Raw genomic sequence first — 18,599 nt, 5'->3', positions numbered from 1 at the left:
AAAGATATTTCCCACAAAAAGCGCCTGAGGATACAGTCATCGCGTATTCCGGATTTTCCTCGTCACGTTGTGATTTGTTGTCTCAGTCATTTGCCTGGCCGCGAGTCTACTCGCGGCTTTTTTATTGTGCTTTTGGGTAGTGGATCAGCGAATGGAAATGGGCGGTCTGCGCGCCGCTATTGCGGTAAGCGTGCGCTAAATCACCGGCGAACCGCCGCCCTTCCCCTGGCTGCAGCGACAGCCACTCGTCCTGCAGGCACAGATCCAGCACGCCGCTAATCACCACCACATGTTCGATAACCCCTTCCTCGTGCGGCGTGGACTCGCTTAGCGCGCCGGGCGCCAGGGTAATGGAGAAGTGGTCGAAACGCAGCACCGGGTCCCAGGGAAAAACAGGCGTCACAACCATCGCCTGCTGCTGCGGGTCGAAGGCGGCTGGTTCAGCGCTATCATCGGCGATAATAAAGGCGGAAAACGGTACGTTCAGGCCGGTGGCAATTTTCCACAGCGTCGCCACGGTCGGACTGGATTCGTTACGTTCAATCTGGCCCAGCATGGCTTTCGATACGCCGGTTTCTTCCGCCAGGCGCGACAGGCTCCAGCCGCGCTGCTGGCGCAGCGTTTTTAGCGTCGCCGACAGATGTTGCGCAATATTCATTCAACCTCCCAATAATCTCTTAGGGAATTATACGCACATTTGCCTGATTCTACAGGGTAACGACATCATCAGCCCCCTCTTCGCAGCCCTGTACTGGCCCGGCGGTGGTGAAAGGTAGTTGTGCGCTATAACGCACAATGCTACATTACAACGACCGTTATAACGCACAAGGTAATGTTTATGCGCTCTTTTACTCTGCCTTTTCCGACTCTGCTTGCCGGTTTTGTCGCGGTCTTAGTCGGCTACGCCAGTTCTGCCGCCATTATCTGGCAGGCAGCGGCGGCGGCAGGCGCCGATGCTTCGCAAATCGCCGGCTGGATGACCGCCTTAGGCCTGGGAATGGGCGTGAGTACCCTGGCGCTCACCTTATGGCGAAAGGTACCAATCCTGACGGCGTGGTCAACGCCCGGGGCGGCGCTGCTGGTTAGCGGCCTGCACGGCGTCACGCTGGCGCAGGCGATTGGCGTGTTTATCTTTGCTAACGGCTTAATCGTACTGTGCGGCGTAACCGGTCTGTTTGCCCGGCTGATGAAAATCATTCCCCATTCGCTGGCGGCGGCGATGCTGGCCGGTATTTTGCTGCGTTTTGGTATGCAGGCTTTCTCCAGCCTGCAGGGCAATCTGCTGCTATGCGGCAGCATGTTAGCCGCCTGGCTGATATGCAAAGTCTGCCTTCCCCGATTTGCCGTGGTGGCCGCCCTGCTGGCGGGAATCGCGGTCGCCGCCCTCAGCGGAGATGTGACAGGGTCACATATCAGCTGGCGCTTTGTCGCCCCCGCTTTTATCGCTCCTGAATTTACGCCCGCGCTGCTGCTTAGCGTCGGCGTACCCTTTTTCCTTGTTACCATGGCTTCGCAGAATGCCCCCGGCTTTGCTACCCTGCAGGCTTCGGGCTATCGGGTTCCGGCTTCATCGCTGATCGTGGCGACCGGCGGTCTGGCGCTGCTGCTGTCGCCGTTTGGCGTCTACTCGATCTGTATCGCCGCGATTACGGCCGCGATTTGCCAAAGCCCGGAAGCCCATCCGGACCCGCTAAAGCGCTGGCTCGCGGCGGCGGCGGCGGGCGTTTTTTATCTGCTGGCGGGAATCTTCGGCGGCTCCATCACTTCGTTGATGGCGGCGCTGCCGGCGGCATGGATCCAGATGCTTGCCGGACTGGCGCTGCTGGGCACCATCGGCGGCAGCCTGTTTCAGGCGCTCAATCATGAGCGTGAACGCGATGCCGCGGTGGTGACTTTTCTGGTCACCGCCAGCGGCGTGGAGCTGGCCGGTATCGGCTCTGCTTTTTGGGGGCTGGTTCTCGGCGGCGTCAGCTACGTTTTACTGTCAGCGCTGCGCCGAGCGTAGCTGCGAGGGCGTCAGGCCGGTGGCGCTTTTTACCCGATTGCTAAAGTGGCTGGCGCTGCTAAAACCGCAGGCCATAGCAATATCGGTTAACGGCAGCAGACTGCGGGTAATGAGCGCCTGCGCTTTAACCATCCGGCGCTGCATCACGTACTGATGCGGCGCCATTTTCATTGACTGGCGGAACATCCGCGCAAAATGGTATTCGCTGAGCGCCGCTTCCTGCGCCAGATCGGCAAGGGTGAGCGGCCGGTCGAGGTTCTCCTCAATCCATGCCAGCAGATTACGCAAGACGTGCGGCGCCAGGCCGCCGGTCACCGTCGGCAAACGCCACTGAACGTTTGAATAATGCTGAATCAAGTGCGTGAGCAGCAGCGTGCTGGCGGAACTCAACGTAAGGTGGTTCGCCTGCTGCTGCCAGTCGTTGTCCAGCAGAAACTGGCGATAGACAGCGGTAATTTTGTCATCGCTGGAAAAGGTTTTTTCCTGCAGCGTGAACGAAGCCGGACTACGGTCCCAAATCTGCTCGCCTACCCGGCGGAGATGTTCATCGGTGCAGTAAAGGTGGACAAAAGAGAGGTCGCCGCGAATATCCCAGGTGCTCTCATCGCCTTTCGGCATCAGGCAGAAACGATCGGGCCCGCCGCCGTTTTTCCAGCCATGTGGCGTCTTCTGGTAGCTTTCGTAGCCATCGGCAATATACAGGCTCAGAGTGTGGTGATCGCTTTGTACCGTTATGGTATCGAGATTGTTATACCACGCCGCCAGCTGAATCCCGGAGTTGAGCTTAACCGTCTCCCGCAGCACGGCATTTTTTTGACGCAATGTTTCGAAAGTCCCGTAAGCCATAGCCTTCACAATTCAGTTTCCGCAGATCCCTAGTCTAAGAAGAGTCGCTGACGGTTACCAGCTTTCGGCCGCCGCCAACGCAAAATAAGCGCAAGATTTTGCAAGTCGGCAACACGTGGATGACAGCGCGGAGCATGGCGAGGCTGCAAAATGACGGGTAAAACACTCACAGGAGAGACATTTTGAACGCATTACTCTACGGGTTAGTCGTCGTTATCTGGGGTACGACATGGATTGCTATCTTTTTGCAGCAGGGGCCGGTCGCCGCGCCGGTGTCTATTTTCTGGCGTTTTGCCGTCGCCAGCATCACCATGCTGGCCATTCTGCTGGTTACCCGCCGTCTTCGCCCGCTGGCCGCCCGGGACCATCTTTTCTGCCTGCTGCAGGGCTGCTGCGTCTTCTGCTTTAATTTCTGGTGTTTTTATACCGCCGCTGCGTATATCAATACCGGGCTGGAGTCGGTGATCTTCTCCATGGCGGTGCTGTTTAACGCGATTAACAGTTTTCTCTTTTTCCGCCAGCAGCCGCCGGGCCGTTTCTGGCTGGCCGCCGCGCTGGGATTGGCGGGGATCGTAACGCTCTTCTGGGATGATTTGTGGGCCAACGGCCTCAATGCATCGCTGCTGCTCGGTATTACGCTCAGCGCATTAGGCACCTACGGATTTTCGCTCGGCAATATGCTCAGCCTTCGCCACCAGCGCCGCGGCCTGGAAACCTTGACCACCAACAGCTGGGCAATGCTTTACGGCACGCTGGTCATGGGCGCTATCGCGCTGGTACGCGGCGATAGTTTTGCCCCGCAGTGGACGCTAAGCTATATGGGCGCGCTGCTGTATCTGGCGGTGTTTGGCTCGGTGATCGCTTTCGGCGCCTATTTCACGCTAGTGGGGCGAATCGGCGCCAGTAAAGCCGCCTACAGTACCCTGTTGTTTCCGCTCGTCGCGCTGACGATTTCCACCTTTTATGAGGGCTACGTCTGGCATAGCAACGCCGTCGCCGGGTTAGCGCTGATTCTACTCGGCAATCTGGTGATGTTTGCTCGCCCGGAGCAGTGGCTGCTGCGGCGCAGGCTGGCCTGAGTTCGCTCGGATCGCTGCTGATGCTCGCGCTGCCGTCGAGGAGAAATGAAAAAGGCGCTATCAACCACTAGCGCCTTTATTCACGGATACGCCTGATTAACGGTTATTGGGGTCGAACTTCACCGCGTCAATCGCCATATCATCGATCACCTGCTTCAGGGTCTCGACGGTGAGCGGCGTATTCTCGTTGGAGAGATTTTTACCCTCCCCCTTGCGCACTACTTTGACCACCGACTTGTGGGTTGCCGCGTCAATCAGCTCACCTTCAAAGAACAGGTTGGTGTCCATGGTACGGTGGCCGGTTGCCGCCTGGGTACCGGCGATAATCATCGCCACCGGAATCACTTCGTAGAACTGCAGGCCTTCTTTGCTGGAATCCACGCCGGTGATGGCGCCGCGGAAGATCAGGCTGCGTTTCCCTGCGGTGGTAGCCAGCGGTTTACGCTCGGAAATAGCCTGTTTCATCTCTTTGTTGGTGTAATTAAGGATATCGCTGAGCGCCTTTTCGCCAACCTGGGTCGTCGGCTTAGGGACCGGATAATAAGTGATGGGGTTATAAACGATATTGTCATAGTTGTTCGGATTGTAATCCGCAGAAATCCAGCGCAGCTCCGGTTTACCGGAAGCGGAGGTGGTTTCTTTTAAACCTGAGTAATCTTTTAAAAAACCGGAATATTGTTCAGGTTTAGCCAGTTTTGATGAACAACCGGCCAAGGCTAACAGGCCAGCGAGCGCGGCGACCTTAAAAAATAACTGAGTACGCATATAGGTTGATCCCTGTGAATACCATCTATCGGCAAGTGTTATAGCAAAAGACAGGGGTAAGTTTTGTGGCAAAAGTGGTGGTACGTCAAGTAGCGTAAAAAAATAAACCCGCCGCTGCCGGCGGGCCGTTTTTTCGTATTTATTTTATATCAACCTGATAAAAAATATGCTTGCCGAAGGGGTCGATTTCGTAACCAGAAACGTTTTTACGTACCGGTTCAAAAATTGTCGAGTGGGCAATCATCACCGCCGGCATCTGGTCGTGCATCATCTGCTGCGCCTGCAGATAGAGCGTCTCGCGTTTTTGGCGATCGGTTATCGATTTCGCCTCGGCGATGAGGTTATCGAACGGCTGATAGCACCATTTCGCCGAGTTAGAGCCGCCGTTTGCCGACTGGCAGGTAAACAACGGGCCAAAGAAGTTATCCGGGTCGCCGGTCGCGGTGGTCCAGCCCATCAGCGCCGCCTGGTGTTCACCATCCTTAACCCGCTTTAAGTATTCACCCCACTCATAGGTTGTGATCTTAGTTTGCACGCCGATTTTCGCCCAGTCGGCCTGAATCATCTCGGCCATGCGTTTGGCGTTCGGATTATAAGGACGCTGCACCGGCATCGCCCACAGGTCGATGGTTATCGGCCCGGAAACGCCCGACTCCGCCAGCAGCGCTTGCGCTTTCTGCGGGTCATACTCGTAATCTTTAAGCTGGCTATCCGCGCTCCATACCCCCGGCGGCAGCAGGTTTTTCGCCGCCGTACCGGTGCCGTGGAAGACGGCTTCAATGATCGCCGGTTTATTGATCGCCATCGCTAAGGCCTGGCGCACCTTGACGTTGTCCAGCGGCGCTTTTTGCGTATTAAACGCCAGGAAACCGGTGTTGAGGCCCGCTTTGCTCATCAGATTGATCGCGTTGTTCTCTTTCATTCGCGGCAGGTCTGCCGGATTGGGGAACGGCATTACCTGGCACTCGTTTTTCTCCAGCTTGGCGTAACGCACCGAAGCGTCCGGCGTGATGCTGAAAATCAGGCGATCGATATGGGCTTTCCCCTGCCAGTATTCCGGGAAAGCGGTGAAGAGAATGCGGGAATCTTTTTGATACTGTGCGAGTTTGAACGGACCGGTGCCAATCGGGTCCATGTCCACGCGTTCTGGCGTGCCGGCTTTTAACATCGCATCGGCATATTCCGCCGATAAAATAGAGGCAAAATACCAGGCAAGATCGGCGACAAATGGCGCTTCAGGATGCGCTAATGTAAAACGCACCGTATATTCATCAGGCTTATCGATTGCGGTAATTAACTGACCAAACTCCAGGCTTTCAAAATTAGAATAATTGCCGTTGGAGACATTGTGATAAGGATGATGAGGATCTTTTTGCCGCATAAATGAAAAAATAACATCATCGGCATTAAAATCGCGGCTGGGTTTGAAATATTTATTACTCTGGAATTTAACGCCTTTACGTAAATGGAAAGTATAAACTTTGCCATCTTCGCTGACTTCCCAGCTTTCGGCCAGGCTCGGCACTAATTCCGTAGTACCGGCTTTAAAGTCAACCAGCCGGTTATAGACCGGTACCGCGCTGGCATCCACGCTGGTTCCCGAGGTATAGAGTTGAGGGTTAAAGTTTTCCGGCGATCCTTCTGAACAGTAGACCAGCGTTTTTGCGCTAATAGCTGAGCTGGCCGTCAGGGCCGCTACCGCCAGAGCAAGCGTCGTGAATCTGCGTTGCATATGTTTTCCTTTTTAATTTGTCAGCTAATGAATAGCTTGTTGTTTTCCCTTCCATACATAACACTAAAGCCTGATTGCAAACACCTGAAAACTCGAATAAAGAAGGAATCACTATGTCATCAGCCCTGGCCAGTCAATTAACCCAACGCTTCTTTCGCTATCTGGCGATAACCAGCCAAAGCGATCCGCGAGCGTCCACCCTACCCACCACCGCCGGGCAACACGCGATGGCGCAGGCCCTTGCGGATGAGCTACGCCAGCTTGGGCTGGATGACATTGTGATTGACGAACACGCCACCGTGACGGCGGTGAAAAAAGGCAATGTCCCAGGCGCGCCGCGGATTGGCTTTATTACCCACATCGATACCGTTGACGTTGGTTTGTCACCGGAGATTCATCCACAAATTCTGCGCTTCACTGGTGAAGATCTCTGTTTGAACAGCGAGAAAGATATCTGGCTGCGCGTCGTCGAGCATCCGGAAATCCTCGCTTATCCCGATGAAGAGATTATTTTTAGCGACGGTACCAGCGTGCTCGGGGCGGATAACAAATCCGCCGTCACGGTGGTGATGACGGTGCTGGAAAACCTCACGGCGGAGCATCGCCACGGCGATATCGTGGTGGCCTTTGTGCCGGATGAAGAAGTGGGTCTGCGGGGAGCGAAAGCGCTGGACCTCTCACGCTTTGCCGTCGATTTTGCGTGGACCATCGACTGCTGCGAGCTCGGCGAAATCGTCTATGAGAACTTTAACGCCGCCGCCGCGGAGATCCGTTTTACCGGCGTCACGGCCCATCCGATGTCATCAAAGGGCGTACTGGTGAACCCGCTGCTGATGGCCACCGATTACATGAGCCATTTCGATCGCCAGCAAACGCCGGAATATACTGCCGGACGCGAAGGCTACGTGTGGTTTAACGGCATCCAGGGCGATCAAAATAGCACCCTACTGCAGGCCAGCATCCGCGACTTCGATCTCGCCAGCTTTAATCGCCGCAAGCAGCAGATCGGCGAAGTGGCGCAAAAAATCGCCGCGCAGTATCCAACCGGTAAGGTGGAATTTCACGTCAGCGATACCTACAGCAACATCAGCAATGCGATTGGCGAAGATCGCCGCGCCATTGATCTGATGTTCGAAGCAATGGAAAGCTTAGGCATTACGCCGAAACCAACGCCGATGCGCGGCGGCACCGACGGCGCGGCCCTGTCGGCAAAAGGGGTGTTAACGCCAAACTTCTTCACCGGCGCGCATAACTTCCACTCGAAGTTTGAATTTCTGCCGCTGCGCGCCTTTGAAGCCTCTTATCAGACCGCGTTCCAGCTCTGCCTGTTAGCCGCGCGTTAGGCCGGTTTGCGCGCCAGCATGGTGGCGAAACGCAGTTTGATACGATTGCCGTTGGCGTCGGTGCGGTGAAGTTCACCGACGTCTTCGTTGTACTTGAGGAACGCCCAGCCCTGGTAGTAGTGGCTAAGCTCACCCGGTTTAAAGGCGCACGGGAAGCCAACGGTGCACGGATAATCGTCGGTATCCATAGCGGCAACGATCAGATTGTAGCCGCCGGGTTTGGTACAGCGTTGCATATTGGCGATGAGACCCGGGATGGTCTGCGCATCAAGAAACATCATCACCACGGTGGAAAGAATAAAGTCATACTCGCCATCAAAGCTCAGGGCGTTAAGATCCTTAATCGCCGTCCGCAGATTCTCCAGCCCTTCCGCCTGACGAATGCTTTCAAGATTACCGATGCTGGCAGGGTTTTTGTCCCACGCGGTAACATCAAACCCGTTGGCTGCCAGATACAAGCTATTGCGACCGTTGCCGCAGCCCAGATCCAGCGCCCTGCCCGGGGCGATCAGCGTGGTGGCGTGCAGCACCTCCGAATGGGTGCGGGTCATGCCATATTTATCGGTAAAGTAGTTTTCGTCACGAAGCGTCATGATTAATCCTTATTTTTTAATAATGCGTCGCGTTCAACGCGAATAAGCAGTTTACCGCGCACCAGCAGCAAGAAGGTACGAACCAGCAGCAGGCCGACGATCAGATTGGTAAACAGAAACAGCGGGAACGCCAGAGTATGGAAAAAGCCGCCCGGATGCTGATGACCGAGATGCAGCCCGGTCGTCGCCAGCGCGGAGATGCCAAATGAGAAGCTCCAGAAAGAGGCGTTAAACGGCTGGCGTAGATACCATGGCATCAGCCGCAGCATAAACAGCAGCTGGAGCAGACCATAGCCGAACAGCAGCTTAGCGAAGGTATCCGCCTCGCCGCCGTTTACGCTCAGCCAGGCGCTGCACGCCACCAGCGCCGGCGCCAGCTGAATGCCGAGCGAAGTCCGCATCGCCGTCGGCAGTTCGCCATCGCTGCGCAGGCGCTGCAGGATCACCGGCTCCAGGCTTAGCCAGGAGAAGATCCCGGCGCCAAGAAACACCAGTCCGGCGTCGTTAAAGCCCAACGCGCCGCAGGCCATGGCGCTGATAAAGTTATTCGCCACCGTCGGTAGATAGAGACCCGGCGTAGTTGCCTCGCTGGGATGTTTCCCCCGCCATAATCCGGCGCTCTGCCATGCCGAATAGCTCAGCTGCAGCACCACCCCAATCGCGAATAATACCAGCGACAGCGGCCGCAGCCAGGGAACAAAGCCGATGGCGACCAGCATGGTGGTCGCCGGAAACAGGCTGACAAAACTGCTGGCCACCGGATGTCGCATCTCCTGCAGTACGCTGTGCGGGAAACGGACCGCCCGGGTAATAAATGCCAGCGCCAGCAGCAGCCAGATGAGCGTAGCCGCGATCACCAGGGCGTCACCGACGACCCGGCTCACCGGCCAGATGGTGCTGGCGTAGCGCCAGGCGAAGCCCATGCCGATAATGCCCAGTACCATACCAAAATAGCCCGCCGGAAGATTCAGCACCCGGCTCGCGCGCTGCGTTTTATTCATTTTGTTTAAAATTTAAAATTATATTAAGTTGCATTTTAAAGGAACCTTCAAAAACGCGCTACGGAGTTTTTTGCTATGTTTATGTTAACCATACGTAATGAGATAGTCAGATGCGCAAATATTACCTCAGCGAGAAGGTTCGCCAGTTTCACTATGAGGCCGACGGCAACAAACATAGCGTAAATCTGCGGCAAATTGTCGCCTTACGTGATTTCGCTGACGTAAAAAGCGGTGATGAAGGCGGCTGGCTGGACGATGAAGCAGCCCTTAGCCACGAGGGCGCGTGCTGGATTTATGATCCTAATAGCGCCGTATTTGCCGGGGCAAAAATTGAGGGCAATGCGCGCTTAACCGGCGAGTGCATTATCAGCCATGGGGCCATCGTCAACGGTAACGCTTGTCTGGATAGCGCCGCAGTGAGCCATAATGCGCAAATAGGTGACAACGTCACAGTTTCACACTCGCACATTCGCGGGTGCTGCCACCTGGCCGACCACGCGCGGATCCTCCCCCACTGTTTAATTATCGCCGCTCAAGGTCTGACTGCCGACAACGATAAAATCCTGCGCATTTATCAGCGGGCCACGGTCAGCGCATCGCGCGTCGTTCACCAGGCACAAATTTACGGCGATGCGTTTGTCGAACACGCTTTTGTCGAGCACCGGGCGGAAATTTTCGATCATGCGCGGCTGGAAGGTAATGAAGAGAACGACGTCTGGGTCTGCGATAACGCCCGCGTTTATGGCCATGCGAGGATTATCGCCGGGCGGGAAGAAGACGCTATCCCGACCCTGCGCTACAGTTCGCAGGTGGCGGAGCACGCTGTGGTCGAAGGTAATTGCCTGCTGAAGCATCGGGTGATGGTAGGCGGCCATGCGCACCTGCGGGGCGGGCCGATTCTGCTGGACGATAGTGTGTTAATTGAAGGCCATACGGTGATTTGCGGCGATGTGGTGATCGAGCATCAGGTCACTATCGGCGATGAAGCACGCATCGAAGCCAGCGCGGGAGACGCCATTTCTATCCGGGGCGCGAAGGTCATTAACGGCGACGAACATTATACCCGTACGCCCATTGTCGGCTTTCTTTAACCTTTACGCCAGGCAGCGGGGTTTTCAGCCTCAGGCCCCTGCGCTCTGTTCCCGGTGGCGGCGCTCTACGCGCCTTGCCCGGGCTACCTGGCCGTGCGTCCTGTCGCCCGGGTAAATCGTCAGCCGCGACCCGGGAATTGCCCGGTGCTATCATCGATAATGCGTCCGTAGATATTCTGATCATCATACGAACCGTTGAGATACTCAGCCTGCCTGAGGCACCCTTCGAGGCTAAAACCGTTACGCAGGGCCACCTGATTGCTTTTGTGGTTCGCCACCCGACACTTAATCACAAAGCGGCGGACCGTACCGCTGCGGGCAAAATAGTCCATCAGCGCCTGCAGAGCCTGCGAAAGCAGCCCCTGCCCCTGATGGCTTTCATCAATCCAGTAGCCAATGTAAGCGGTCTTGTTGATTGGCTCTATCTGATTGAACGACAGTACGCCGACAATCTCCTCCTGCAGAAAGAGCAAAAACATCTTGGCATAGCCGCGCTGGTGGAGCATCACGTTGCCCTGCACGTGGCGGCGGGTCTCCTCTTCGTGAGTCACCTCAGCGGGCCAGCTCAGCGACTGCTGAAGCCAGCGCTGGTTTTTCATCACCAGCTGATGCAGTTCCGGCACGTGACGCTCGTCAACCGCGCGCAGGGAGAGAGAATCCGTAACGGGGATATGTTCGATAGCAGATCTGTTTTCGGCGGACATGGCGCACTCTGATTAACGATGTGATTAAAAAAATACGCGCCCGCGCGGTTACCCGGCGGGCGCAGTAACGGACACTTACCTCATTACCCGATCGTCGACATAGTTGCGTTTATCCGGCGGCGGCGGGAAGTACTGATAAAGCCAGGTCTCGCTGATAGCCTCCCCCTGGCAGCGCAGGAACATGCGCATCTCAACCGGGTCAGTCGAATCCGAAGTCGGATACCAGTCAAACTGAATGCGGTAGCCATCAAAGGGTTCAACGTAGAGGATTTCTATCTGTTTCGCTTCACCGCTCGACAGGGTAATGACCGGCTCAATGCCTTTAGGCGCAGCGGCCTTCAGGTCGCCGCCGACAAAATCGATAGCAAACCGACGGGTCCATTTATCCGGATAGTGTTCGCCCGGCGCCCAGCCTTCCGGGAAACCGCCCATCCCCGTCCGCGTTGCCATCACCCGCGCCAGCGGCGAGCGTACCGGCGGCTGCGCGCTCCAGTAGAGACGATAACGGAAGTCCAGTTCATCCCCGGCTTTCACCGGCTTCTCCGGCTGCCAGAAGCAGACGATGTTATCCAGCGTTTCGCCAGTGGTCGGGATCTCCATCAGGTTGACGGCCCCCTTGCCCCACTGGTTACGCGGTTCGACCCACAGGCTCGGGCGCTTGTTGTACCAGCCCATAATATCCTGATAGTGGGAGAAGTCGCGATCCAGCTGCAGCAGGCCAAAACCGCGCGGATTCTTATCCTGGAAAGCGTTGAACTGCAGCTTTTGCGGGTTATTCAGCGGGCGACAAACCCACTCGCCGTTGCCCAGCCACATCGACAGACGGTCAGAGTCGTGAATTTGCGGATGGATGGTGTCACACATTCGCCGTTCGTTATTACCGCAGCTGAACATACTGGTCATCGGCGCGATGCCCAGCTGCTTGATGTCTTTGCGCGCGTAGATATGGTTTTCCACATCCATGATCACCTGCGTCTCCTGACAGTTAACGATGAACTTATAGGCGCCGGTGACGCTTGGACTGTCGAGCAGCGCATAGACGGTAAATACCGTGGCTCCCGGTTTAACGGTCTCAAACCAGAAAGAGGTGAAGTCAGGAAACTCTTCCGGCGTATCGGTAAAGGTATCGATCGCCAGGCCGCGGGCGGAAAGACCGTACTGGTAAGTGCTGTCCACCGCGCGGAAGTAGCTGGCGCCGAGGAACGCGACGATGTCGCGACGCGCCAGTTCAGGGGCCTTAAATACGCGAAAACCGGCAAAACCCAGGTCGCTCTGGCCCACCAGCTGTTTGGTGTCGACGCCGGCATCATTGTATTTAAACAGTTCAGGCCGGAAGTGTATTTCACGTGCCTGTTGAGTTTGTGAATCCAGCGAGAACATTCTCACGCGGCGGCGGAACCCCATTCCCACGTGAAAAAACTGGATATCCAGCTTGCGCTCTTCAATGTTGCTCCACAGGGAGTGCGCGGCGTCATACTGAATGCTGTTGTAGGCCTGCGGCGTCAGGGTTGCCAGGGTTGGCGGCAGATCGCGAGGCGCGCCGCCCCATGGCTGACGGGCAAGATCGTGGGCCATCGACTGGAGGACACTATAATCAAAACGGCGCGTTTGCCCATCGGCAATTCCCGAATCTTCGGCGAATGCGGCTTTAGAAAATAGAGAGGCGACTCCTGACGTTCCGCATACGGCGGCAACAGCCATGGAAGATTTGAGAAAACGTCTGCGGTTCATGCCTGAGAGAGCATCCTTCTTCATATGTGAATTGAGACGCGACGTAACAAACCCATGCGTCGTGAATGTCGCTCACTCTAGACAAAAACGATTGATAATCCAATTGTTGAGGGCAGAAATCAGGTGAAAAAAATATGTCCACCGGACCAGACCGAATTGCCGATAGCCAGGGGCGGCGATGATTTCGCCAACCGGCGGCGTTTGCTGCTTAATTCAGCGACAGTGAAGAGAAAGAGGAAGCGGCCAGCCGAGCGCCGGCCGCAGAGAAGCTTATTTTTGATTCAGAAGATTAAAGCTGGTCATCAGGTTGCGATAATCCGGGATATGGTTGGAGAACAGCGTGCCCAGTCCTTCGATATCATTACGCCAGTCGCGATGCAGTTCGCAGGCAACGCCAAACCACGACATCAGTTGCACGCCAGCCTGCGACATCCGATCCCAGGCCGCATCGCGGGTAATCGGGTTAAAGGTGCCGGAAGCGTCGGTCACCACAAATACATCAAACCCCTCTTCAATAGCCGATAGCGCCGGAAAAGCCACGCACACTTCCGTCACCACCCCGGCAATGATCAGCTGCTTCTTGCCCGTCGCTTTCACTGCCTTAACGAAATCTTCGTTATCCCAGGCGTTAATATTACCCGGGCGCGCAATATAGGGGGCATCCGGGAATTGCTCTTTCAGCTCAGGCACCAGCGGACCATTAGGGCCGTTTTCGAAGCTGGTGGTCAGGATGGTCGGCAGACCGAAATACTTCGCCAGGTCGCCAAGGGCAAGGACGTTGTTCTTGAATTTATCAGGATCAATATCGCGCACCAGTGAAAGCAATCCGGTCTGATGATCGACCAGCAGCACGGCGGCATCATTTTTATCCAGACGAACATACGGTTTGGCCATGATTTCTTCCTCATTTTAACGTCAGATTTTCCGTCAGAACGCCGATTCTGCGGAGATGGTGTTAATAAGGCTGATCATAGTGTAATCACTGGCTGAGAATTAGCCGCCGAAAGTGGGACGCATTGTCCCATTTGCAGAACGCCACCCGGCTAGCGGAGATTTTGTGAACAATGTTAATCCAGCGTCACATGATGCTTCATGACCCGACGAAACAGCGCCAGACGCGCGCGCATAAAGCGGTTCTCCACCTTAAAGCCGGCCCGTTTGTGCAGCCCGATTCGCAGCAGGCGATCCCGTCCGCGCACGCTGGCGGGCCAGCGTACCGGCCCTGAGAGTTCATGACAGTCATTGCCGGCGAAGCGAGCGAAGTTCGCCCAATAGTCGGCGACCCGGGCGGCAAAGTCTCTGTCGCGATCGTTGGCATAATTTCGTACCGGCTCGGCAAGGTCGAGATTGTCAAAAACGTATGCCACTTCATTACCGTGCCACGCGCCGTGCGGATAGGTCTGGTGTTCCGCCTCGGCCACGTAGTCAAACCAGTAGCGCCAGCACGGTTGCCCTACTCGCTGCTGAGCCTGCATCACCACATAGCCCAGAGTGGTAAAGGCCATATCCCGGCAAACTTCGCGCCCCAGCGCTTCATCTCCCTTCACGCCGGGATAGAGCAATTTAATTAGACCCAGACCGAAACGGCGTTCACGGCGAAGCTTCTGGATCTGCCCGGCGATATCGACGCCAAACACCGCCATGACGCTCGCCTCATCGCTGTTCGAACCGATCATCACCGGCAGGGGATGCTGGCGTCCGCTAAAAAAAGTCTCCAGCATCGGCTGCGGCAGCACGGCATCGCCAACCACGGGCGCCGGGCCGATGGTCAACGGCGCGGTCAACGACCAGAACGCTTGCGCCGGAATCGCCCGCAGCTGTTCGGCGCTGGCCTGCGGCAAAGAAAAGTGTTCCGCAATAAGCTGCCCCTTCGCCAGCGCCTTCTCTCGCGGCAGATCGGGCAAGGTATAGCCGCTCTGGATTATCGCTTTATGGAACAAGCCTCTGGACTTTGGCGAAACCATCAGCGACAGCACGCTGCGCGCGCCGGCGGATTCGCCGAACAGCGTCACGTTAGCCGCATCGCCGCCAAAGGCGTGAATGTTCTCCTGCACCCACTGCAGGGCGGCGATCTGATCGAGTAGCGCGAAGTTATAGATACGCTCGCCGTCTTCCCCTTCCAGCGCCGGATGGGCAAAAAAGCCCAGATGCCCGAGCCGGTAGTTGACCGTCACCACTACCACGCCGCGAGAAGCTAAGGCTTTGCCGTCATAGGGCGGCAAACTTCCCGCGCCGATGGTATAGCCCCCGCCGTGCAGCCAGACCATAACCGGCAGCGGCTGCGATCGGGCGGCGGGCGACCAGACATTAAGGTAGAGGCAATCTTCGGAAAAGCTGCCGGGATCGCCGCCGCCGAGCTCGCGGCAGTATTCAATATCCTGCCAGCTGGAGGCCGAGAAGGTCTCTGCCCGGCGCACGCCCTGCCAGCGGGCAGCAGGTTGCGGCGCGCGCCAGCGAAGATCGCCGACGGGCGGCGCGGCATAGGGAATACCGCGCCAGATATGAATGTTCTCTTCAGAGGTGCCGGATAGTATCCCCTGCCGGGTTTTCACCAGCGGGGTGGACGGATTCTGCATGACCTGCTTCCTTTAACGACTCATGCCAGCAGAGTACTGATTTTACAGCAGACCGCAACGTCGTTTGCTGCGCTCTTCCGCCTGCTGATAGAGGGTGAACTCGTCATAAACCGCACAGCCCAGCACCTCCTCAAAGGCCTCCCGGCTGGCGTTGCCGTGGCTGCGGGTCTGCACCTCGTTGCCCAGATTCGACTGAAATATCCCGGCGGCGCTTACCGGTAAAAAGTCTTCATAAATAATCGGTTGCGCAATCACCCAGCCGCGTTCGATCAGCGGCTGCGGATCGTCTCCGGGGCGAAACGCCTGACGATGGGCTTCTCCGGCAGGGGTCAGGCGGTAGCGGAAGTATGCCAGTCCCTGCTGACGCAGCAGGAATTCGCTGTCCGGAAACGCGCTAAACACCTCCTGCAGATGACGCTGATGGTTGAGGTTATCCTTGCCCACCCCCGCCTCGCCCAGAAGACGATCGTAGAGCGCGCGGCCTTTCGGCGTCAGGGCAATCCCGCGCTGCTCGATTTCACCAAAGCGAGCGGTATGCGTGCCTTTATGCTCTCCGGCAAACATCACCGGCTCCTCGAGAGCCTTAAAGCTGGTCTGGCGCAGTAAAATAGGCACTTCGCGGCGCGGCGGCCCTTCTATCAACGCCTTCGGGGCGATGCCACATTCAGGCATCAGCGCCTGTACCCGATCGATATCCAGGGTGCGCGGAGTCAGATGATTGATGTGGCAGCCGGGGAAACAGACGACATCGGCAATCAGCCGGTGCTCATCGTGCAGCGCATGATAGGTTTCTTCATCGACGAGGGTCTGTCGATGCCAGCGAAAGGTTTCCAGCGCCTGTTCGACGAACTCCCGGGCCTCTGCGGCGGTGAATTCTCCTTTCTGTTCATAAAGCGCAATCAGTTCACGACAGCGTGGGGTGAAGATATCGCGCCCGGAAAGGATTTGCGCCGCCCGCTTACGCAACGCGTCATTAGCGATAAGCTCAAGGCGCAGAAGCGAAGTAAAAATACGAAACGGGTTGCGCGCCAGCGCGGCGTCATCAACGGGACGAAACGCGGTGGAGTGAACCGGCACGCCAGCCTGCGACAGATCGTAATAACTAACGGGATACATTCCCATAATGGCAAACATGCGACGCAAGGTCGCCAGTTCCTCCGCCGTACCAACGCGGATCGCGCCGTGGCGTTCAACGTTCAGCCGCGCCAGTTCATCGGCGTTAGCCAGTTGTTCATGCAGCTTCGGGTTATTCTCCAGAATAGCCAGATTAACGTCGGCCACCAGCTCCAGTAGCGTCCCGTACTGCGGAACTTCCTGCTGGTACATCGCCGACATCGCCTGCGAAAAGCACTCCCGAATCTCATCAGCCGTGATGGTGTTCGCCATGATGTCTTACCTCCAGTGAATTCTCCCTGGAGTGTAGAAAAGCTGTCTGAAGACGGTGGGAAGAATTTACAAACTGTGATGCCGGTAGCTGCCCGTTTAATTTCGCCTGAACACTTCATAACCAGTAGTTATGTTAAACACCCTTTAATTTCACTTTAAATTAACAAAACATTTACACACACTGCTTGTGGCGACATAACAACGATATGCCTCTCTACCGATAAAACGGAGTACCCTGATGAACGACAAATGGTCACCGCGCGAGGTTCTGCATCGCGACTATAGCAGCCATCCTCCGGCTTACGCGCCGGGCTATAAAACCAGCGTTCTGCGCTCGCCGCGCAATGCGCTTATCTCCCTACAGAATTCACTTTCGGAAATCACCGGGCCGGTTTTCAGTAGCGACGATCTCGGCGCGCTCGATAACGACCTGATCCTGAATTACGCCAAAGACGGCCTGCCGATTGGCGAGCGAATTATTGTGCACGGCTACGTACGCGATGGATTCGGTCGGCCGATGAAAAATACGCTGGTCGAAGTCTGGCAGGCCAACGCTGGCGGACGCTACCGACATAAAAAGGATCAATATCTGGCGCCGATCGACCCGAACTTTGGCGGCTGTGGACGCGTGCTGACCGACGAGAACGGCTATTATTGTTTTCGCACCATCAAACCCGGTCCCTACCCGTGGCGCAACCAGGTAAGCGACTGGCGCCCGGCGCATATTCACTTCTCTCTCTCCGGAGACGCCTGGGCACAACGTTTAATTACGCAGATGTATTTTGAAGGCGATCCGCTGATCAAACAGTGTCCTATCGTCAAAACCATCAATAACGACGATGCCATCAGGACGCTGATCGCCGAGCTGGATACCCATGCCGCCGTACCGCTGGACTCGCTGGCTTACCGTTTTGATCTCGTGCTGCGTGGCCACCGCGCCACGCTGTTTGAAAACCGCACGCAGGGGGCCGCCCGATGAGAGATTTTTTACCCGAAACCGCTTCACAAACCGCCGGTCCTTATGTGCATATCGGCCTGGCGCCGGACGCCGCCGGATTTCATATCTTTGAGAACAACTTTGGCCCAACGCTGACGACCCCTGCGACCGAGGGTGAGCGCATTACCATTGAAGGCAGAGTCATCGATGGCTCCGGAACGCCGGTGCGCGATGTGCTACTGGAAATCTGGCAGGCCAACGCCGCCGGGCGCTACAATCACCCGGACGATCGGCAGCAAAACAAAAAGCTGGATGCGGAGTTTCGCGGCTGGGGGCGCAGCTGCTCGGACTTTACCAGCGGTATCTGGCGCTTCGAAACCATTAAACCCGGCGCCGTGGTGGGCCGTGATGGCCGCGTAATGGCCCCTCACGTCAATTTATGGGTGGTGGCGCGCGGAATAAACATTGGCCTTAATACGCGGATGTACTTCTCCGACGAGCAGGACGCTAATCAGGCCGATCCGGTACTCAATCTGATTGAGTGGGAAGTTCGCCGTCAGACCCTCATCGGGCAGCGCGAAGTGCGCGGCACGGAAATCGTTTATCGCTTCGATATTCACTTACAGGGCGACAACGAAACCGTGTTCTTCGATATCTAAATTTGCCCGTTCCTTCTCCGCCTCTGCCAGCCAGAGGCGGCGCTTTTCCACAATCTCAACAAAATCAACTTGTAAAATAATAATATAAAATGTTAATAATATTTTGCTATGAAGTTAACAAATTTAAACACCCTTACTTGTCACCGGTCAG

17 protein-coding genes are annotated in these 18,599 nt (G+C 56.3%); 6 read left to right on the top strand and 11 right to left on the bottom strand.

Annotation, left to right across the window (positions count from 1 at the left end; translation table 11 throughout):
- Positions 1-121 precede the first annotated feature (121 nt).
- Positions 122-658, bottom strand: coding sequence for a helix-turn-helix domain-containing protein (locus KO1_RS16835; protein ID WP_004112741.1), 537 nt, complete (start codon positions 656-658; stop codon positions 122-124).
- 159 nt (positions 659-817) lie between these two features.
- Between KO1_RS16835 and KO1_RS16830 the strand changes: the two genes are divergently transcribed.
- Positions 818-2,005, top strand: coding sequence for a benzoate/H(+) symporter BenE family transporter (locus tag KO1_RS16830; RefSeq protein ID WP_264757436.1), 1,188 nt, complete (start codon positions 818-820; stop codon positions 2,003-2,005).
- On the opposite strand, the gene KO1_RS16825 is transcribed toward KO1_RS16830, so the two are convergent.
- Positions 1,985-2,851: an AraC family transcriptional regulator gene (locus KO1_RS16825; RefSeq protein WP_023329644.1), complete on the bottom strand. Its 867-nt coding sequence runs from the start codon at positions 2,849-2,851 to the stop codon at positions 1,985-1,987. The two genes, KO1_RS16830 and KO1_RS16825, sit on opposite strands and share 21 nt — an antisense overlap.
- Before the next feature lie 182 nt (positions 2,852-3,033).
- Between KO1_RS16825 and KO1_RS16820 the strand changes: the two genes are divergently transcribed.
- Positions 3,034-3,930, top strand: a complete 897-nt coding sequence (locus KO1_RS16820; RefSeq protein WP_064407054.1) for a DMT family transporter — start codon at positions 3,034-3,036, stop codon at positions 3,928-3,930.
- Between the two features lie 96 nt (positions 3,931-4,026).
- On the opposite strand, the gene KO1_RS16815 is transcribed toward KO1_RS16820, so the two are convergent.
- Positions 4,027-4,695, bottom strand: a complete 669-nt coding sequence (locus KO1_RS16815; RefSeq protein WP_023320886.1) for a DUF3313 domain-containing protein — start codon at positions 4,693-4,695, stop codon at positions 4,027-4,029.
- A 139-nt stretch (positions 4,696-4,834) separates the two neighbouring features.
- Entirely contained in the window at positions 4,835-6,427 is a 1,593-nt protein-coding gene (locus KO1_RS16810; protein ID WP_023320885.1) for an ABC transporter substrate-binding protein, read from the bottom strand.
- A 113-nt stretch (positions 6,428-6,540) separates the two neighbouring features.
- On the opposite strand from KO1_RS16810, the gene pepT reads away from it, so the two are divergent.
- Positions 6,541-7,770 (top strand): peptidase T, encoded by a 1,230-nt coding sequence (gene pepT / locus KO1_RS16805; RefSeq protein ID WP_004101787.1) that lies wholly within the window; start codon positions 6,541-6,543, stop codon positions 7,768-7,770.
- Here pepT and tehB read toward each other — a convergent pair.
- Both tehB and tehA read right to left on the bottom strand, forming a co-directional pair.
- The gene (gene tehB / locus KO1_RS16800) at positions 7,767-8,363 is read right to left on the bottom strand and encodes a tellurite resistance methyltransferase TehB (protein WP_064407053.1); all 597 of its coding nucleotides are present in this window, start codon (positions 8,361-8,363) and stop codon (positions 7,767-7,769) included. The genes pepT and tehB overlap by 4 nt on opposite strands.
- Positions 8,364-8,365: 2 nt before the next feature.
- Positions 8,366-9,364: a dicarboxylate transporter/tellurite-resistance protein TehA gene (gene tehA, locus KO1_RS16795; protein WP_017145963.1), complete on the bottom strand. Its 999-nt coding sequence runs from the start codon at positions 9,362-9,364 to the stop codon at positions 8,366-8,368.
- A 110-nt stretch (positions 9,365-9,474) separates the two neighbouring features.
- Between tehA and ydcK the strand changes: the two genes are divergently transcribed.
- A complete protein-coding gene (ydcK, locus tag KO1_RS16790) occupies positions 9,475-10,455 on the top strand; it encodes a YdcK family protein (RefSeq protein ID WP_023329642.1) in 981 nt (326 codons plus the stop codon).
- Between the two features lie 119 nt (positions 10,456-10,574).
- On the opposite strand, the gene rimL is transcribed toward ydcK, so the two are convergent.
- The 5 genes from rimL to hglS all read right to left on the bottom strand — a co-directional run bounded on the left by rimL (position 10,575) and on the right by hglS (position 16,852).
- Positions 10,575-11,159: a 50S ribosomal protein L7/L12-serine acetyltransferase gene (gene rimL, locus KO1_RS16785; protein ID WP_023329641.1), complete on the bottom strand. Its 585-nt coding sequence runs from the start codon at positions 11,157-11,159 to the stop codon at positions 10,575-10,577.
- A gap of 75 nt (positions 11,160-11,234) precedes the next feature.
- A complete protein-coding gene (locus KO1_RS16780; protein WP_004101777.1) occupies positions 11,235-12,890 on the bottom strand; it encodes a glucan biosynthesis protein D in 1,656 nt (551 codons plus the stop codon).
- A gap of 270 nt (positions 12,891-13,160) precedes the next feature.
- Positions 13,161-13,784, bottom strand: coding sequence for an isochorismate family cysteine hydrolase YcaC (ycaC, locus tag KO1_RS16775; RefSeq protein ID WP_004101775.1), 624 nt, complete (start codon positions 13,782-13,784; stop codon positions 13,161-13,163).
- A 173-nt stretch (positions 13,785-13,957) separates the two neighbouring features.
- On the bottom strand, positions 13,958-15,466 hold the full coding sequence (locus tag KO1_RS16770; protein ID WP_047719877.1) for a carboxylesterase/lipase family protein: 1,509 nt from the start codon (positions 15,464-15,466) through the stop codon (positions 13,958-13,960).
- A gap of 42 nt (positions 15,467-15,508) precedes the next feature.
- On the bottom strand, positions 15,509-16,852 hold the full coding sequence (gene hglS, locus KO1_RS16765; protein WP_064407052.1) for a 2-oxoadipate dioxygenase/decarboxylase HglS: 1,344 nt from the start codon (positions 16,850-16,852) through the stop codon (positions 15,509-15,511).
- Between the two features lie 238 nt (positions 16,853-17,090).
- Here hglS and pcaH point away from each other — a divergent pair, with 238 nt between their 5' ends.
- Together pcaH and pcaG are read left to right on the top strand one after the other, a co-directional pair.
- The gene (gene pcaH, locus KO1_RS16760; protein WP_004850552.1) at positions 17,091-17,831 is read left to right on the top strand and encodes a protocatechuate 3,4-dioxygenase subunit beta; all 741 of its coding nucleotides are present in this window, start codon (positions 17,091-17,093) and stop codon (positions 17,829-17,831) included.
- Entirely contained in the window at positions 17,828-18,448 is a 621-nt protein-coding gene (gene pcaG, locus KO1_RS16755) for a protocatechuate 3,4-dioxygenase subunit alpha (RefSeq protein ID WP_004101759.1), read from the top strand. Before pcaH ends, pcaG begins: the two co-directional genes overlap by 4 nt.
- Positions 18,449-18,599 lie beyond the last annotated feature (151 nt).

It is taken from the genome of Klebsiella oxytoca NBRC 105695, from assembly GCF_001598695.1.
GTDB lineage: Bacteria > Pseudomonadota > Gammaproteobacteria > Enterobacterales > Enterobacteriaceae > Klebsiella > Klebsiella oxytoca.
The sequence above is the reverse complement of the archived record's forward strand: the minus strand, read 5'-3'. Positions and strand labels throughout refer to the sequence as shown.

Coding starts and splice junctions, on each gene's coding strand:
- KO1_RS16835 (WP_004112741.1), bottom strand. CDS start 658: ATGAATATTGCGCAACATCTGTCGGCGACGCTAAAAACGCTGCGCCAG.
- KO1_RS16825 (WP_023329644.1), bottom strand. CDS start 2,851: ATGGCTTACGGGACTTTCGAAACATTGCGTCAAAAAAATGCCGTGCTG.
- KO1_RS16815 (WP_023320886.1), bottom strand. CDS start 4,695: ATGCGTACTCAGTTATTTTTTAAGGTCGCCGCGCTCGCTGGCCTGTTA.
- KO1_RS16810 (WP_023320885.1), bottom strand. CDS start 6,427: ATGCAACGCAGATTCACGACGCTTGCTCTGGCGGTAGCGGCCCTGACG.
- pepT (WP_004101787.1), top strand. CDS start 6,541: ATGTCATCAGCCCTGGCCAGTCAATTAACCCAACGCTTCTTTCGCTAT.
- tehB (WP_064407053.1), bottom strand. CDS start 8,363: ATGACGCTTCGTGACGAAAACTACTTTACCGATAAATATGGCATGACC.
- tehA (WP_017145963.1), bottom strand. CDS start 9,364: ATGAATAAAACGCAGCGCGCGAGCCGGGTGCTGAATCTTCCGGCGGGC.
- ydcK (WP_023329642.1), top strand. CDS start 9,475: ATGCGCAAATATTACCTCAGCGAGAAGGTTCGCCAGTTTCACTATGAG.
- rimL (WP_023329641.1), bottom strand. CDS start 11,159: ATGTCCGCCGAAAACAGATCTGCTATCGAACATATCCCCGTTACGGAT.
- KO1_RS16780 (WP_004101777.1), bottom strand. CDS start 12,890: ATGAACCGCAGACGTTTTCTCAAATCTTCCATGGCTGTTGCCGCCGTA.
- ycaC (WP_004101775.1), bottom strand. CDS start 13,784: ATGGCCAAACCGTATGTTCGTCTGGATAAAAATGATGCCGCCGTGCTG.
- KO1_RS16770 (WP_047719877.1), bottom strand. CDS start 15,466: ATGCAGAATCCGTCCACCCCGCTGGTGAAAACCCGGCAGGGGATACTA.
- hglS (WP_064407052.1), bottom strand. CDS start 16,852: ATGGCGAACACCATCACGGCTGATGAGATTCGGGAGTGCTTTTCGCAG.
- pcaH (WP_004850552.1), top strand. CDS start 17,091: ATGAACGACAAATGGTCACCGCGCGAGGTTCTGCATCGCGACTATAGC.
- pcaG (WP_004101759.1), top strand. CDS start 17,828: ATGAGAGATTTTTTACCCGAAACCGCTTCACAAACCGCCGGTCCTTAT.